General features: G+C 37.4%; 16 protein-coding genes. All 16 read right to left on the bottom strand.

Going from position 1 to position 15,530, the window contains the following annotated elements:
- Positions 1-133: 133 nt before the first annotated feature.
- The 16 genes from MHI10_RS06410 to MHI10_RS06335 all read right to left on the bottom strand — a co-directional run bounded on the left by MHI10_RS06410 (position 134) and on the right by MHI10_RS06335 (position 15,475).
- Positions 134-406, bottom strand: coding sequence for an HU family DNA-binding protein (locus tag MHI10_RS06410; RefSeq protein WP_340783964.1), 273 nt, complete (start codon positions 404-406; stop codon positions 134-136).
- Between the two features lie 201 nt (positions 407-607).
- Positions 608-2,107 (bottom strand): stage IV sporulation protein A, encoded by a 1,500-nt coding sequence (gene spoIVA, locus MHI10_RS06405; protein WP_340783962.1) that lies wholly within the window; start codon positions 2,105-2,107, stop codon positions 608-610.
- Between the two features lie 146 nt (positions 2,108-2,253).
- Positions 2,254-2,976, bottom strand: coding sequence for a hypothetical protein (locus MHI10_RS06400; protein WP_340783960.1), 723 nt, complete (start codon positions 2,974-2,976; stop codon positions 2,254-2,256).
- A gap of 18 nt (positions 2,977-2,994) precedes the next feature.
- Entirely contained in the window at positions 2,995-3,261 is a 267-nt protein-coding gene (locus tag MHI10_RS06395; protein WP_340783956.1) for a DUF2768 domain-containing protein, read from the bottom strand.
- A 151-nt stretch (positions 3,262-3,412) separates the two neighbouring features.
- Positions 3,413-4,429 carry an NAD(P)H-dependent glycerol-3-phosphate dehydrogenase gene (locus MHI10_RS06390; RefSeq protein ID WP_340783954.1) on the bottom strand — a complete coding sequence of 339 codons (1,017 nt, stop codon included), beginning with the start codon at positions 4,427-4,429 and terminating at the stop codon, positions 3,413-3,415.
- Positions 4,430-4,577: 148 nt separating this feature from the next.
- Positions 4,578-5,888, bottom strand: coding sequence for a ribosome biogenesis GTPase Der (gene der / locus MHI10_RS06385; protein WP_340783952.1), 1,311 nt, complete (start codon positions 5,886-5,888; stop codon positions 4,578-4,580).
- A 139-nt stretch (positions 5,889-6,027) separates the two neighbouring features.
- Positions 6,028-7,167, bottom strand: a complete 1,140-nt coding sequence (gene rpsA / locus MHI10_RS06380; RefSeq protein WP_340783951.1) for a 30S ribosomal protein S1 — start codon at positions 7,165-7,167, stop codon at positions 6,028-6,030.
- A 105-nt stretch (positions 7,168-7,272) separates the two neighbouring features.
- A complete protein-coding gene (gene cmk / locus MHI10_RS06375; RefSeq protein ID WP_340783949.1) occupies positions 7,273-7,947 on the bottom strand; it encodes a (d)CMP kinase in 675 nt (224 codons plus the stop codon).
- Between the two features lie 121 nt (positions 7,948-8,068).
- A complete protein-coding gene (locus MHI10_RS06370) occupies positions 8,069-8,722 on the bottom strand; it encodes a flagellar brake protein (protein WP_340783947.1) in 654 nt (217 codons plus the stop codon).
- A gap of 92 nt (positions 8,723-8,814) precedes the next feature.
- Positions 8,815-10,098, bottom strand: coding sequence for a PepSY1/2 domain-containing protein (locus tag MHI10_RS06365; protein ID WP_340783946.1), 1,284 nt, complete (start codon positions 10,096-10,098; stop codon positions 8,815-8,817).
- A gap of 12 nt (positions 10,099-10,110) precedes the next feature.
- On the bottom strand, positions 10,111-10,881 hold the full coding sequence (gene sleB, locus MHI10_RS06360) for a spore cortex-lytic enzyme (RefSeq protein ID WP_340783944.1): 771 nt from the start codon (positions 10,879-10,881) through the stop codon (positions 10,111-10,113).
- A gap of 144 nt (positions 10,882-11,025) precedes the next feature.
- Positions 11,026-11,706 (bottom strand): glutamic-type intramembrane protease PrsW, encoded by a 681-nt coding sequence (prsW, locus tag MHI10_RS06355; RefSeq protein ID WP_340783942.1) that lies wholly within the window; start codon positions 11,704-11,706, stop codon positions 11,026-11,028.
- 233 nt (positions 11,707-11,939) lie between these two features.
- Positions 11,940-12,905, bottom strand: a complete 966-nt coding sequence (locus MHI10_RS06350; protein ID WP_340783940.1) for an asparaginase — start codon at positions 12,903-12,905, stop codon at positions 11,940-11,942.
- 12 nt (positions 12,906-12,917) lie between these two features.
- Entirely contained in the window at positions 12,918-13,883 is a 966-nt protein-coding gene (locus MHI10_RS06345; protein ID WP_340783938.1) for a YpdA family putative bacillithiol disulfide reductase, read from the bottom strand.
- Between the two features lie 81 nt (positions 13,884-13,964).
- The gene (locus tag MHI10_RS06340) at positions 13,965-14,726 is read right to left on the bottom strand and encodes a metallophosphoesterase (protein ID WP_340783936.1); all 762 of its coding nucleotides are present in this window, start codon (positions 14,724-14,726) and stop codon (positions 13,965-13,967) included.
- An 83-nt stretch (positions 14,727-14,809) separates the two neighbouring features.
- Entirely contained in the window at positions 14,810-15,475 is a 666-nt protein-coding gene (locus MHI10_RS06335; RefSeq protein ID WP_340783934.1) for a LysM peptidoglycan-binding domain-containing protein, read from the bottom strand.
- Between the last annotated feature and the right edge of the window lie 55 nt (positions 15,476-15,530).

Genomic DNA, 15,530 nt, shown 5'->3' with positions numbered 1-15,530 from the left:
TGAAAACTCATATGTATAATTGTAGTTCCTTGTTTTTATATTAGAAATACGTGATTTTGTCGTTGTTGTCGCTAAAAAAGAGCAGCCTTCAGAAATTCTGAAGGCTGCTCTATGTAACGCTAGACGGCAAAAATTATTTTACAGCGTCTTTAAGCGCTTTACCTGGTTTGAAAGCAGGTACTTTGCTCGCAGCAATTTCGATTTCCATACCAGTTTGTGGGTTACGACCTTTACGAGCCGCACGTTCACGAACTTCAAAGTTACCAAAACCGATTAATTGTACTTTGTCACCCTTTGCAAGAGCATCTTGAATTGTATCAAATACAGATTCAACTGCTTTAGAAGCATCTTTTTTAGAAAGACCTGCCGCTTCAGCAACAGCGTTTACTAATTCTGTTTTATTCACACCATTCACCTCCTCTCAAAGGGTCATGAATCTAAATCCTGTAAAAAGAGTAACACACAGAAAACCGCGACGCAACTGTATTCATACATGTTTTAACTAAATTTTAGTATTTTGTATGGAAAAACACAAATTACAGGACATTTCACCTATAAAGTGAACTGTCCTGTGCGTTTTTCTTTATTGTTTAAATTCATTTACTGACTAAATAATAAACGTAATTAGACCTTTTTCGCCTTCATTCACCATTCGTTCCATCATTAAGCGCATTCTATTTTTTGCACTTGTTGGCACAACTTGCATTTTATAGCGGATACTTTCCGTTAACACTTCATGTAACGGCGTACCGAATAATTGTGTTTCCCACAAAGCTTGACGGTCATGGTCATATGCATGTTGTAAATCTTTGAGTAAATGTTGGCTGTGGAATTCAGATCCAATGAGCGGTGAAAATTCTGCGTCCATATCGATACGAATAATATGATACGATGGTGCGCTTGCCTTCATACGAACACCGAAAAAGTTATTTTGTTTAATTAACTCTGGTTCACTCGGAACAAATTCATCCATCGCCGGTAATGTAACACCGTAACCTTCCTCTCGCGCATCTGAAATGGCTTCACGGAATCTTTTCTGAGCTTGTTTCGCCTCCGCAGCTTCCTTTATAAATAACAACCAATCTTTTTTCGTATCAACTGGTTTTTCCAGCCATTGTTGGCACACTCTTTTGTATGTCTCGTTATCCACTGTTACCCGGAGCGTCGCAACGCCTGAACCAGGGTCCATTCTTTCCACATTGCAATTTTCAACAAAATCGATTTGTTGTAAAATCGCACTTGCAGAATCCACATCTCGAATTTTCATCAAACCATCCTGCAATTGCTCTATAGCAAATGTTAATGTTTCATTTAATTCATGATGATCATCGAGTATTTCTAACCAATCCGGCTTCTCCACTTCGATTTGATTTACTGGGAACTCAAATAACGCTTCCTGTAAAATATACGCCACATCTGCTGGTTGCATCTTATCGACTGAAATCGCGATTACCGGCACATCATAGCGCTCAATTAGGGCATTACGCAGATTGGTCGTTTCGTTAGAGGTTGGCATCGAGCTATTTAACACTAAAACAAAAGGCTTCCCGATATCCGTTAATTGCTCAATAATTTGCTCTTCCGCTACTTGTGCAGCTGCTCGACTCATACCATTTACTGATCCATCCGTAGTCACGACAATCCCTAAATTCGCATGATCTCGAATGACTTTATCGGTACCCATTTTTGCAGCTTCTTGGAATGCAATCGGTTCATTATGCCAAGGTGTATGCACATATTTCGGGCCAGATTCATCTTGATAACCTTTCGCCCCATCGATGACATACCCAACACAATCGACAAGTCGTATGCGGAATGGCATTTCACTTTCCCCTATCGTCACCGTTGTCCCTTGAGCTGGAACAAATTTTGGTTCAGATGTCATAATAACGGGTCCAGGAGAGCTTTGTGGTAACTCGTCCATAGCACGCATACGATCATCTGCATTTGTAATGTTCGGTAAAATAACGCCTTCCATGACCTTTTTAACAAATGTTGACTTCCCTACTCGAACCGGTCCTACTACCCCAATATAAATATCGCCATTTGTTCGTTCCGCGAGTTGCTGAAAAATTTGATCGCTAATTGCCGTTCCTCCCTTTTCCAAAACTTCACAATCTACATGAACACCGATATGCGTACACAAAAACTCGTTTGATGTTCAAATTTGAAGCACTCTCAACAATACTATATGTTTTCCTCTTACTAAATATGAAAAAGTCTCGCACAACATATGTACGAGACTTTTAAGCATTACTCTTCTATTTTCAACGGATCATACATAATGACCGGTTCGTTATTTTCATCGACTGTGTAAGGCAATGAATAGGCAGGAACGATTGAATAGGCATCCACTAACAGCTCTCGAATGTCCTCTCCTGGTGTCGCAGTAATATTATTGTCCTGCATGTATTGATATAAGTCGATTGAATAATCCACATACAAGTTGCCTTCTGAAGAGACTAAAATCGGCAATTCGTTATTTGAATATGGGCTTGGAACGGTTATATCTTCTTTATAACCAATATTTTTAAAATTAATCGTATACACATGCTCAATTACTTTATCCTTAAACTGTGGATATTTCGTTGCTGAGAAACGAATATTAACTTCGCGTATACGTTCAGGGGCACGTAAATCAACCAGCTTTACTGTTGGATTTTCCTCTGGGTTCCATATCATATATTGGAATATGCCACCTTTTTCGTACGCATTGGCTGGTGGTGAACCTATGTATTTCGGTACAAGCTTGTCGAAATCAATTAAATATTTAATGAAAATATCCGTATCTTGATCTCGTGTTTTAATTGGTAAAACACCCGTATCTTTTTGGAATTCATCTACTGCTCTTTGCACGCCTGCTAACATATCCACATCGGGACGCATGCTTGACTGATCAAAATTAGTCGGCGAACCACAACCAACTAAAATGATTGTTGCTAGCGAAAAAATAAGCCACAATTTAGACCATTTCATGTTGTTTTTCCTCCATCATTAATTTGGCCACGTAAAGATTACGAGCACCATAAGTATTGACCCTATCAAAAACATTCCGAAAGCAATCAATCGGAGTATAAATGATAATAACGCATTATGTACCCATTTACGCACTGCAGAAATCATAATAACAGATAATAACAATAAGCCGATTGAATAAAATGATACCCACATCACATCAAGTGCACTCATCGCATCTAAAGGACCACGTGCTGATGCAAAAATTAAAAACGAAGGATCCATAAACTGCAATATGTGTTGCAACGATAAAACCGCCTTTCATAACTAATTACTTCCACTTCCGCTAATAATTATAGCGTTTTCACAACTAAAAGAATAGGAGGTATGCGCGCATACCTCCTCAATTGTGACAATTAATCATCTTTTTACGCGTAGTTGACACCTTCACTTCGAATTACTGTGTTTCATCGATTTCTCTTTTTTTCATTCGAATCATTAATTGATCAACCGCTTCTTTTGGACCCATATCATTAAAGAGCACTTCATATAAAGCGGATGTAATTGGCATCGTAACGTCATATTTTTGTGCGAGTTGGTAGGCAGCTTTCGTTGTTCGAACACCTTCCACAACCATGCCCATTTCTTCTAACACTTGTGGCAACTTCATCCCTTTACCTAGCATATTTCCTGCGCGCCAGTTTCTCGAATGAACACTTGTACACGTCACAATTAAGTCACCCATACCTGTCAAACCGGCAAATGTAAATGGATTACCGCCCATTTTAACACCTAATCTAGTAATTTCAGCTAAACCACGTGTAATGAGCGCGGCTTTTGCATTATCACCGTATTGCAGACCGTCCGTAATACCTGCAGCTAAGGCGATAACATTTTTTAACGCGCCACCAATTTCTACACCAATCACATCATCATTTGTGTACACGCGGAAATAGTGATTCATAAATAAATCTTGCACTTTTTCTGCTGCCTCTAAATTTTCACATGTTGCAGCAATTGTCGTAGGATGTTGCAAAACAACTTCTTCCGCATGAGAAGGTCCTGATAGCACAACAATATCCCCGAGTATTTCGGGTTTTAAGCTTTCCTTCATAATCTCAGAAATACACATTAATGAATCGGGTTCAATCCCCTTTGATACATGTGTAAATAATGTTTTTTCCGTTAAAAATTGCGATATATTTGCACAAACTTCTCGAATTCCTTTTGTAGGAACGGCCATGACAATTGTTGTAGCATGTTTTGCTGCTTTTTCTAAATCATGTGTCGCGACTAAATTTTGCGGTAAGATTGTGTTAGGCAAATATTTTTTATTTGTTTGTTGCTCATTAATTTCGTTTGCTTGGTCCTCGCGATGAGACCAAATCAATGTGTCATGGCCATTTTCCGCCAAAACAATCGCTAGCGCAGTACCCCACGAACCAGCCCCTAATACTACTACATTTTCCTTCATGATTATCCTCCGTCACTTCCCCATTGTAATTTACGCGTACGATCCTTTATTGTACAAAAACGCTAGTTCATCGAAATAAACTAGCGTCTCTGCTGTAAAAAGGACATATTATTTTACTTGTGATTTAATACTTTCTGGATTCGATTAATTAGTCACGAGCACGTGTAATTAAACGAAGCGGTGTACCTTCGAAATCAAATGTTTCGCGAATACGGTTTTCTAAGAAACGCACATAAGAGAAGTGCATTAACTCTGGTTCATTTACAAAGACAACAAATGTAGGCGGCTTAGTCGCAACTTGTGTTGCATAGTAAATACGTAAGCGGCGTCCTTTATCTGTTGGTGCTGGATTACGTGCAACTGCATCTTCAATCACTTCATTTAAGATTGATGATTGAATACGCATCGCATGATTTTCACTAACGCGTTTAATAATTGGTAAAATTGTTAATACACGCTGTTTCGTTTTAGCTGATACGAAAACAATCGGTGCATAATCTAAAAATAAGAAGTGCTCACGGATTTGCTCCGTATAGAAGTTCATTGTTTTTTCGTCTTTTTCAATAGCATCCCATTTATTCACGACAATAATAACCGCTTTTCCTGCTTCATGAGCATATCCAGCAATTTTTTTATCTTGTTCTTGAATGCCTTCGTCTGCGTTTAAAATAACTAAAACAACATCTGAACGTTCAATCGCTCTAAGTGCACGTAAAACAGAATACTTTTCTGTTGATTCATACACTTTCCCTTTTTTGCGCATACCTGCTGTATCAATGATGACATAATCTTGGTCATCATGCGTATAAGGTGAGTCAATTGCATCACGTGTTGTTCCTTGAATATCACTTACAATAACACGCTCTTGACCTAAAAATGCGTTTACTAATGAAGATTTCCCTACATTCGGGCGTCCAATTAATGAGAATTTAATTGTTTCATCCCCATATTGTTCTTCATCTTGTTGTGGGAAATGCTTAGCACATTCATCAAGCAAGTCTCCTAAACCTAAGCCGTGTGAACCAGAAATTGGCCAAGGCTCTCCGAAACCTAAAGAATAGAAATCATAAATCATATGACGCATATCAGGGTTGTCGATTTTATTGATCCCTAATATGACTGGTTTTTTCGTTTTATACAAAATTTTTGCCACTTGTTCATCTGCTGCAGTTACACCTTCACGACCATTCGTCAAGAATATAATTACATCTGCTTCTTCAATTGCGATTTCTGCTTGCTGACGAATTTGCTCTAAAAATGGCTCGTCTCCTATTTCAATACCACCTGTATCAATGATATTAAATTCATGTGCTAGCCAATCAGCCGAACTATAAATACGGTCACGCGTTACGCCAGGAATATCTTCCACGATCGATACACGTTCTCCAACAATACGATTAAAAATTGTTGATTTACCTACGTTCGGACGTCCTACGATGGCGATTACTGGTTTTGTCATCTGTACTTCATCCTTCCAAACACTTATCTATTATGTATTATACACGAATTTGTCTGTTATATCATTTTTTCACAACATTCAAACTAAAAAACGAATTTAGGAAAAGGTTACCCTTCCTAAATTCGTTTTGGATTATTGTTTATTTAAAGCCCTTTAATTGGTCTCCAATAACATCACTAAATGAGAAGCCTGTTGTTTCAACTGGTAATTCATATTCGAATTCTTCTTCTTTTTCAGGATTCTCTTGTAATGCTTTAATGCTTAATGCTAAACGTTTTTCTTGCTCGTTCACTTCAAGCACCTTCACTTCAACTTCTTGTCCTTCTTTTAAAACTTCATGCGGTGTATTAATATGCTTATGGGCAATTTGCGAAATATGCACAAGCCCTTCTACACCTGGGAACACTTCAACAAATGCGCCAAATGTTACTAAACGCTTTACTACACCATTTAACACATAGCCTTTAGCAGCATTTGCCTCAATATTAATCCAAGGACCAGCTAACGTATCTTTAATTGATAATGAAACGCGCTCATTTAACGGATCTACAGAAAGCACTTTTACTTTCACTTCCTGTCCTTCATGTAAAACGGCTGATACATCATCTACATGCTCATGTGCAACTTGAGAAATATGCACTAATCCATCAATTCCACCAAGGTCGATAAATGCACCAAAACTCGCTAAACGCTGTACTTTACCTGTTAAAATATCGCCTTCTTGGATCGAATTAATCACTTGTTTTTTCTTAGAAGATTTTTGTTCTTCCAAAACGGCACGGTGTGATAAAATTAATCGACCTTTTTCTTTATCTAATTCAGTAATTTTAAAACTCATTGTTTTACCTTTGTAATCATCAAAGTTTTCAACGAAATAATCTTCTACTAATGAAGCTGGTACGAAGCCGCGCACACCTAGATCTACGACAAGGCCGCCTTTTACGACATCTTTGACTTCCGCTTCAAAAATTTCACCTGATGCAAGTTTTGCTTCTAATTGATCCCACGCTTGTAATGCATCCACTTTGCGTTTCGATAAAACAAAATTACTTTCTTCTATCTTTGTAATCATCAGCTCAAGCGTATCTCCTACCGATACTGCATCCGAAGCTTTTTCAATGTGTAAGCTTGAAAGTTCGCTAATCGGTATAATTCCATTAAAAGGCGCACCCTCTATCGAAATTGTTACTGACTTATCCTCAACTTGCTCAGCAACACCTTTCACAATATCTCCTTCACGAAATTCTTGGTTTAACCCTAAATTCATTTCTTCAGACATATGTAACCCTCCTTCGCATATTCCACTTATTAGTTTATTCCAAATGTTCGATAAAAACAAAAAATATCCCTTTATTTTTAGAATTTTTTTACATGTAGGGAAAAATTAAAATTTTTTTTCATGAGCCAATTTTAAAATTGCTTGCGCTGCTTCGTCAATCGTTAAATTAGTCGTATCTAAAAACAAGGCATCTTCAGCTTGAATTAACGGTGACGCTTCACGCTCACTATCTAACTTGTCTCGTCGTGCAATTTCTTCTTGCAATGATTCGATTGTAGAAGCAATCCCGCGACGTTGATTATCCAAATAACGACGTTGTGCGCGTTCTTCAACCGTTGCAGACATAAATATTTTTAACTCTGCCTCCTTCAAAACATGTGTTGCGATGTCTCGACCATCCATAACAACTCCACCATTTGCAGCAAGTTGTTGTTGCATAGCTACTAAAATCTCACGAATATTCGCATGGGCTGCAACTTGTGAAACATTGGATGTAACTTCGTTTGAACGTATTGCTTCAGAAACATTTTCACCATCAACAAATACAAGTTGTCCTTGTGCTGAAGGCTTTAATGTAATTATTGTTGTGCGCAGCATTTTTTCAAGAGCTACCGCGTCATCTAATTGTATGTTTTCATTTATTCCTTTATACGTAACTGCACGGTACATTGCCCCTGTATCGATATAAGTAAAGTTCAATGCTTCAGCGACGATTTTTGCGATTGTACTTTTACCTGCACCTGCTGGCCCATCGATTGCAATTTGAATTTTTTTTATCATAAATAATCCCTACTTTCCGTATATATTGTATCATAATCTGCTTTGACTTTTCATGCACATTGCAGAGGTTACCTTCACTCATCCCATTGAAAAAACCGCCATTTTTTTATGGCGGTTTACATTATATTTCATTCAATTCTTTTTTGCGGAATAGTAATTGACGTTCAAAACAAAAGCGGACAATATGTTGCTGATCCACATCATCGGTATCCGTAAAATGGACAGAAGCGATTCGAATCTCATCTCTGTCAAAAATACGCACAATGATGGCATCTGTTTCTACATAACTCACGTCACCATTTGTAAATGGCAGGACAACAACCATTTTTACTCGATCGCCTTCATCAAATCCAACGGGGGATTTAATATGAATCGCTGTACCACCTGCGCTAATGTCTTCCGCTACGAATTGATAAAATTGATTATTAAATTCAATCGCTACATCCACAGGTGTTTCAATCCGTACATATTCTCTTCGTTGAACCTTAAGAAATCCTTCTTTAGGTGGGAGTGAGAGCATAATCATTTGCACATTGCCCGCTTTACGACCAAGAACTTCTGTATTAAATGCATAATTTTCTTTCGAGTCCGTACTAAAAGTCACTCGAAATTGCGCTCCATCAACTAAAAAAGCTATTTTTTTCGTTAGTACATTTACTGGATAATCAATAAAAATTACATTATCTTGTTGCTCCACAATTCGACAACGAAACTTTTCTACAAGTTCAGTATAAATTGGTTCTAATGTCAAATGAGTACCTATTTTTAGTTCCATCTTATTCTCCTCGTACAATAAAGATTAATAGTGCTATTATCGCATGGTACAATAAAATTAGCTACTATCTCCTCATACTTTTTCCAGAGAATTTACTGCATTTTTTCATTTTTTATAACTCTATGCGTCTCCGCATCAATCACTATTCGGAAGGTGTCTTGGAAGTTATTATCGATTCGAGCAATGACTTCATAGCATTTACGGAGTGTAAATGTATTATCTGCTGTATAAATATTTTTTACTTCCTCAACTTTAACATTGTTAGCAAAAAAATCATCCCAATTAATTGGAAGTGTTGCTTGTTGTGGAATCTTTTCTTCTTGAACATATTCCATCGCATTAATACCTAATATTTCCGCATTATCCTTAGCTATTTTTAGTTGAATGCTGTCTGGATAAACAAGCGCCTTATCTTCACCATAGACGCGTGTAAATACTAAATGCCACGCTTCATGATTTTCACGGGATTCAGATAATTCAACATCTTCATAGCCTACTTTTTTCATGAAACCTTTTGCAGTACTAAGTATTTCTTCATGCGACAATGCACTTTTTGCAACAGGTCTTTCCATTAAGAAGGATAATAGATGCCCTCCTTTTTCTGTAATATCCGCATAGCCAATTCTCGTCCCTCGAATAAATTGAATATGATAGAAAGGATACGGCGCATCATCTCTACTCTTTGTTACGGTAATCGCTGCATCCGAAATTTCTGGGAAATATTTTTTGAATTGTTCTATCGCTTGTTTTTTCGTAATTGGTTGATCCGATAAATGCTCCAAATCACGTTTCTTTTCGTAATCGGACTCACTTGCCGTTAACGGGAAATCCGTTTCGTTATAGGATTTGAGTTGCTTGGATGCCCCTAAAAATGGTGAATCTTTAATTTCCATCGCCTTATTGGCTGGCCATTTATTAAAATCCCCGTTATTTTCATAAAATGAAACGGTTGCCACATTCCACTCTTCGGCAAATGCATTCAAATTGGCTGAAACGGGTTCCATTGTAGCTTTCCAACTATTGAAATCTCCACTATCTGCTGTCAATTTCGCTGCGTTTCCAATCCGCCCTAAATAACGCATCCATTGTGTTTGGACCTCATCTTGTAATGGTAAATTGGATACTGACTTTCTTAATTCACCACTAATCCGCCAAATATTATCTAGCTCTGTCGTTAATGCGCGCTCATCTTGAAACAGTAAAGACTGTGAAACAGATCGATGCAGTGCAGTTAATTTTTCCGTTGCAGTAGATAAATCGTTCGTATAAGCTGCATGCACGCTACGTTCGAGTTGCTTATTTTTATCGTATAAATCATATGCAACAAATGCTAATATGACAACGAATAAACCTAATAAATACGAAAAGTTTCTCATGCTATCACCCTTTTATAAGCAAAAAATATGCTCTCCTATTTGTTTAATTTGTGGTCTCGACCAAATCCATTTACTTGTAGCTGTCACAGGGTTGAAATAATACAGTGCATTTTCAGATGGATCCCAACCGTTGATTGCATCCAATACAGCTTGTTTCGCTCGTTCATTCGGTTGAAGCCAAATTTGACCGTCCGCAACCGCTGTAAATGCTAATGGTTGGAATATTATTTCTGAAATTGTATCCGGAAATTCAGGTGATTCCAATCGATTTAAAATAACTGCCGCGACTGCGACTTGACCTTCATAAACTTCTCCGCGCGCCTCTCCATAAACAGCATTTGCCATAAGTTGTAAATCTTGTTCACTATATTTTGCTGGCAGTTGCATAGAAGATGTCGAATTTGAACCGCCCCCTTTTTTCACTTGCTGGTCTAATGGCATCCCGCCGTAATAAGTAAAACGATTACCTGCTTTAATTTGCTTATCTACATACGCTTTATCGAAATCTGAGTTATTCGCCAGTTTATCCTTCGTTGCTTTTCCGGCAATACCATCTACAGGTAACCCGTATTTTTCTTGGAATTCTCGTAAAGCCCAGTACGTACCGTAGCCAAACTTTCCGTCAATCGCTCCATGATAAAAACTTATATACTGCAAACGAGCTTGTAATTCTACAACATCATCCCCAAATGCACCGCGCTGAATATCTTGATTTGAAAAAGCGGATGCATGAATGGAAAGACTTAATGAAAGAATAGCCAATAAATAAATAACTTTTTTCAAAACTCTTTCACTCCCTTTTCTTAATAGGATGTAAAATTATGCGATTATTATACGCTAAAAGATATATTGGCCTAAAATTTAGGCACAAAAAAAACGCGCGCGACTGAAAATTTCAATCGCACACGTTATTAATTTCGTTCTGTTTTAACTCATAGGCCCCATGCGAGATAAATGTTCCACTAAATGCTCGTGCGCTTGTTTCACCTTTCTTAAGGCAAACCACCATAAAAAGAACATGAATGGCAACATCGCATACAAAAAGTATTCCTTCATCATTAAAATGGAGTTATACGTAATATGTAGGATGACTGGTGCGAGCAATGCTAAAAAAATATATCTTTTCTGAATATCCACTGTCGAAAATTTCCCTTTTCCATAATAATACCCCATCACAACGCCAAATAAAGCATGGCTCGATACAGGTAAAAATGCGCGCATAAACGCTTGGTCTATGCCAAAGGATAATAAATAAATAACGTTTTCAACTGTAGCAAAGCCTAACGAAACAGCTGCTCCATACAAAACCCCATCATAAGGATCATCAAACTCTACATGTTTTAAAATAACTGCAAAAATGACGAGCCACTTAAAAAACTCTTCAATTGTACTCGTAAAAATGACATTTGAAAAAAAGACATTTGAAAACGCCTGCTCTTCCTTTAAGACGAATTGAATGAAAAGGATAGGGAACGTAATGATCGCACCATAAATAAATGATTGAAGAAGCGTTCTTCGAGGTTCTGTGTCCATTTGATTTCTAAGGTAAAAATAACTCAAAAGGGCCAATCCCGGCGCAATTGCTGCGGAAATTAATAATATGAACATTCGGCCGGCTCCTCTCTATAAATCCATTACACCTTGGCGTAATTGCAATAAGTTTTTGAAGTGTGTTTGGACAGAATGTTAACCTAAGTTCCTTGATACAATTGGTATTTGGACATTAACTGTATCAAAAAACAAGTTGTTATTAGTATAACATGTTTAACTTGGTTACAACTGAGTCATTAACAAAATCAAAAAACTCGGCAAAATTTCAGCCGAGTTAAGAAGATATTCGCTTAATGCATGAATGAATCAAAATTTGTTGCGCCGTTTGCAAGCATGAGCATCAATTTAAGTCGTGCTTTTTTCGGATCAAAATCGCCACCCATTACAACACCGATGTCCTTTAAATTATTGGCACTACTAGGATAATCATACGTTGGGAATACACGACCTTCCTCCGTTGATGTCGTCAAAACAACTTTCGTGCCGTTGTGACATAATTGCTCAATCGGCTCAATCATCGCTGGAACAACTTGACCACGCCCCGCACCGATCAATACAACGCCGTCCACCTTCGCTTCATTTAAAGCATTCAATAAAATCGAACTTGCCCCTAAGTATGCATAAATGATTTCAACATTTGGGTAACTTGACTGAATCGAATAAAACTCTCTTTGCGTAGGCTTTTGATAAATTACAACTTCATCATTATCAATATACCCAAGCATGCCATAACCAATTGCACCAAATCCATTAATGCTTGAAGAGTGGATTTTTTTCACATATTTCGAATGAAGTATTTGTTCATTAAACACGACGCATGTGCCAATGTTTTTCCCTTGTTCACTCAAAGCTACTAAAAGTGAGTTTCGTAAATTTGAATACACATCTGTTCCAATATCTTCCGGTGACTTTTGCGAACCTGTCACAATAATCGGACGTTCATCATTCACTGTAAGCTCTAGAAAATAGGCTGTTTCTTCTAAACTATCTGTTCCATGTGTAATAACGATCCCGCTAACCGAAGCATCTTTAAACACTTGATGAACGGTTGTATTTAATAAGTTCAGATGGTCATAGGTCATATGCATCGACGGAATTTGATACAGGTCGATTAACTCGATGTCGATGTCGTTTTCCAACTGACACATCGCTAAAATCGCATCGCCATTTAATTTACCTGATTCTAGTTTATTCTTTTCATTTCTTGTGCTTGCAATTGTACCACCCGTAGTAATTAAAACGACTTTTTTCTTCAAGCGATTCACCTCTTAGTTTTTCTTGTTGGCAATTTTTTGTGCGATTTGACCGCCATGGAAGCGACCATTTTCAATAAATATTTCATTTGCATTATTTCCAGCAGCAATAACTCCTGCAATGAATAAATTTTCCACATTTGTTTCCATCGTTTCTTCATTAAAATGCGGTCTGCCCGATTCATCATCGATTTTGACATGCATCGCACGAATAAAGTCATGATCCGGGTGATAGCCTGTCATCGCAAATACAAAATCATTTGCAATCGTTTGCACTTCCCCGTCAATTGTAATAATCGCCTGTTTATCATGGATTTCCTTCACTGCTGCATTAAAATGAATCGCGATTTCCCCTTCACGCACAAGCCCTAAAAACTCTGGCAATACCCACGGCTTAATGCTTGGAGAATAGTCACTTCCTCGGTAGACAACCGTCACACGCGCTCCAGCTTTATTCAATTCAAGTGCGGCATCAATGGCAGAGTTTTTCCCGCCAACAATGAGCACATCGGTATCAAAATAAGGATGTGCCTCTTTAAAATAATGATGCACTTTCGGCAACTTCTCACCTGGTATGTTCAAATAATTAGGATGATCATAATAACCCGTTGCAATGATGACATACGGTGTTTCATAAGTCGCTTTATCTGTTTGAACAATAAACCTATCTTCTAATTTCTCGACGGTTTGCACCTTTTCAAAACGATTGACTTGAACTTTTTTTGCTTTCACTACTTCACGATAATATACTAACGCTTGATTGCGCTTTGGTTTACGCTCTTCAATGATAAAGGGCACATCACCAATTGCTAACTTTTCACTTGTGCTAAAAAAGGTTTGGTGCGTTGGATAATTGTAAATAGCATTCACCACATTTCCTTTTTCAATAACAATCGGGGATAAGCCGATATTTTGTAGTTCAATCGCTGCTGATAAGCCACAAGGTCCACCACCAACAATGATTGCATCTACCTTTTGCATAAAAACATCTCCTTCAACCTATTTGGGATACTTTTACATATACAGAAAATTGAAAAGTCATTCCCATTATACTGTGAATTATCATGATTTGTTTACATTCTTACTGAATCTAATTTTAATTAAATGACATTCTGGTTTTGCACCAAGCCTAAGCGGCATTAATGTCGTCCCATATCCATTGCTTACAAGCTCATAATGTCCGTCTTTTTTCGCAAAATAGCCATGTGGTTGTATACCGAATTTTCCTATACGAATTTGGCCACCGTGTAGATGTGCCCCTATGCTGAGTAATGGCTTAAACTTCGAATGAACTTTCGGGAATACTTGGGGATTATGGGCAATGAAAATGGTCGATTGCTCGCTACAATTTTGAAATGCTTGCTCAACATTTCTTGATGCAAATTGAAAATCGATTGCACTTATCTTTACATTATTTTTACTTTTAAATGCAATAGACTCATTTTCAATAATCATAATTTCATGTTTATCAAACAATTGGCGAAGTGTGTTTTCACCTTGCTCACGGTCATTATTTCCCCAAATGAAATAAACAGGTCCCAACGTTTTCAATAGTCGAATATTTTCTTGCATGATGTGTTTAGGTGTTCTTCTATCCACAAAATCACCACCAATTACAACACAATCTACCGGCTCGGTAATCGACGCAATCATTTGTTCATTAATTTTTCGCGCATGTGTATCCGAAATAAAAAATAATCGAAAGGTTTCTTCCTCTCCAGCAGTATGAATGGTGTGCATACGTACGTTATTTTCATGTGCTTGTTTGAACATATACACTAAAATGCTCAAGCACAGAGCGATTATTATTGCAATAAAGGTCATTTACTTCCCCCCAATTCAAAAGAAAAAGACGATGCCTTTTTCGGATTCGTCTTTTCTATAGTTATTATACAAAATACTCGACCTTATGGTGCAATAATCAATTTTTGTCCTGAAAAAATATTGTCATTTGGTAAATTATTTGCTTTTATTATTTTTTCAATATTGGCTGGACTTCCATCCCCATAATATTTAATCGCAATTTGGTATAAATTGTCTGTAGGACTAACCAAATGTGTTTTTTGCTGAGCTTTTGCTTGTTCTTCCGCTTTTTTCTTTTCTTCTAATTCTTTCGCTTTTTGAGCAGCAACTTTTTGTTCCTGCATGGCTTTTTCTTCAGCCTTTTTTGCCTCTTCCGCGATTAAACGTTGCTTTTCTTGTTCAGATTTTGCTAAATCCGCCTGTTCTTGCTTTTTAGCTTCGTCATCTTCTTTTGACTCGTCTACATCAACAATAGGTGTTTTTTCTGGGTCCTGTTTTTCAATCACGACTTGTTGTGTATCACTTTCAACAACTTCTTTATCTGAAGGGGCCTTTGCTTGTGGCTCATAAAATAACCAAACATACCCCAACATACTTAATGGTAGCAAAATAAAGAAAACAACAAGTACTGTCATAAGTGGATTTTTTCGTTTTTTAGCACCTGGTTTTCGATGCCGCTTTACACGAGATACTTTAGCTATTTCCTCATTATGTAAATCGATTTCCTGACGATGTTCTTCTACCTTTTCTCGGTAATCTTCCTTTGTCATAGTTGCAATCCTCCAACTCATATCAATTACGCCTACTCATCATATTATGACGAAA

It is taken from the genome of Solibacillus sp. FSL K6-1523, from assembly GCF_038005225.1.
GTDB lineage: Bacteria > Bacillota > Bacilli > Bacillales_A > Planococcaceae > Solibacillus.
Note: the sequence above shows the minus strand (reverse complement) of the source record. Positions and strands in the feature narration are given on the sequence as shown.

Bases quoted from the DNA above. Each gene is read 5' to 3' on its own strand.
- MHI10_RS06400 (WP_340783960.1), bottom strand. From the start codon at position 2,976: ATGAAATGGTCTAAATTGTGGCTTATTTTTTCGCTAGCAACAATCATT.
- MHI10_RS06390 (WP_340783954.1), bottom strand. From the start codon at position 4,429: ATGAAGGAAAATGTAGTAGTATTAGGGGCTGGTTCGTGGGGTACTGCG.
- der (WP_340783952.1), bottom strand. From the start codon at position 5,888: ATGACAAAACCAGTAATCGCCATCGTAGGACGTCCGAACGTAGGTAAA.
- rpsA (WP_340783951.1), bottom strand. From the start codon at position 7,167: ATGTCTGAAGAAATGAATTTAGGGTTAAACCAAGAATTTCGTGAAGGA.
- cmk (WP_340783949.1), bottom strand. From the start codon at position 7,947: ATGATAAAAAAAATTCAAATTGCAATCGATGGGCCAGCAGGTGCAGGT.
- MHI10_RS06370 (WP_340783947.1), bottom strand. From the start codon at position 8,722: ATGGAACTAAAAATAGGTACTCATTTGACATTAGAACCAATTTATACT.
- MHI10_RS06365 (WP_340783946.1), bottom strand. From the start codon at position 10,098: ATGAGAAACTTTTCGTATTTATTAGGTTTATTCGTTGTCATATTAGCA.
- prsW (WP_340783942.1), bottom strand. From the start codon at position 11,706: ATGTTCATATTATTAATTTCCGCAGCAATTGCGCCGGGATTGGCCCTT.
- MHI10_RS06345 (WP_340783938.1), bottom strand. From the start codon at position 13,883: ATGCAAAAGGTAGATGCAATCATTGTTGGTGGTGGACCTTGTGGCTTA.
- MHI10_RS06340 (WP_340783936.1), bottom strand. From the start codon at position 14,726: ATGACCTTTATTGCAATAATAATCGCTCTGTGCTTGAGCATTTTAGTG.
- MHI10_RS06335 (WP_340783934.1), bottom strand. From the start codon at position 15,475: ATGACAAAGGAAGATTACCGAGAAAAGGTAGAAGAACATCGTCAGGAA.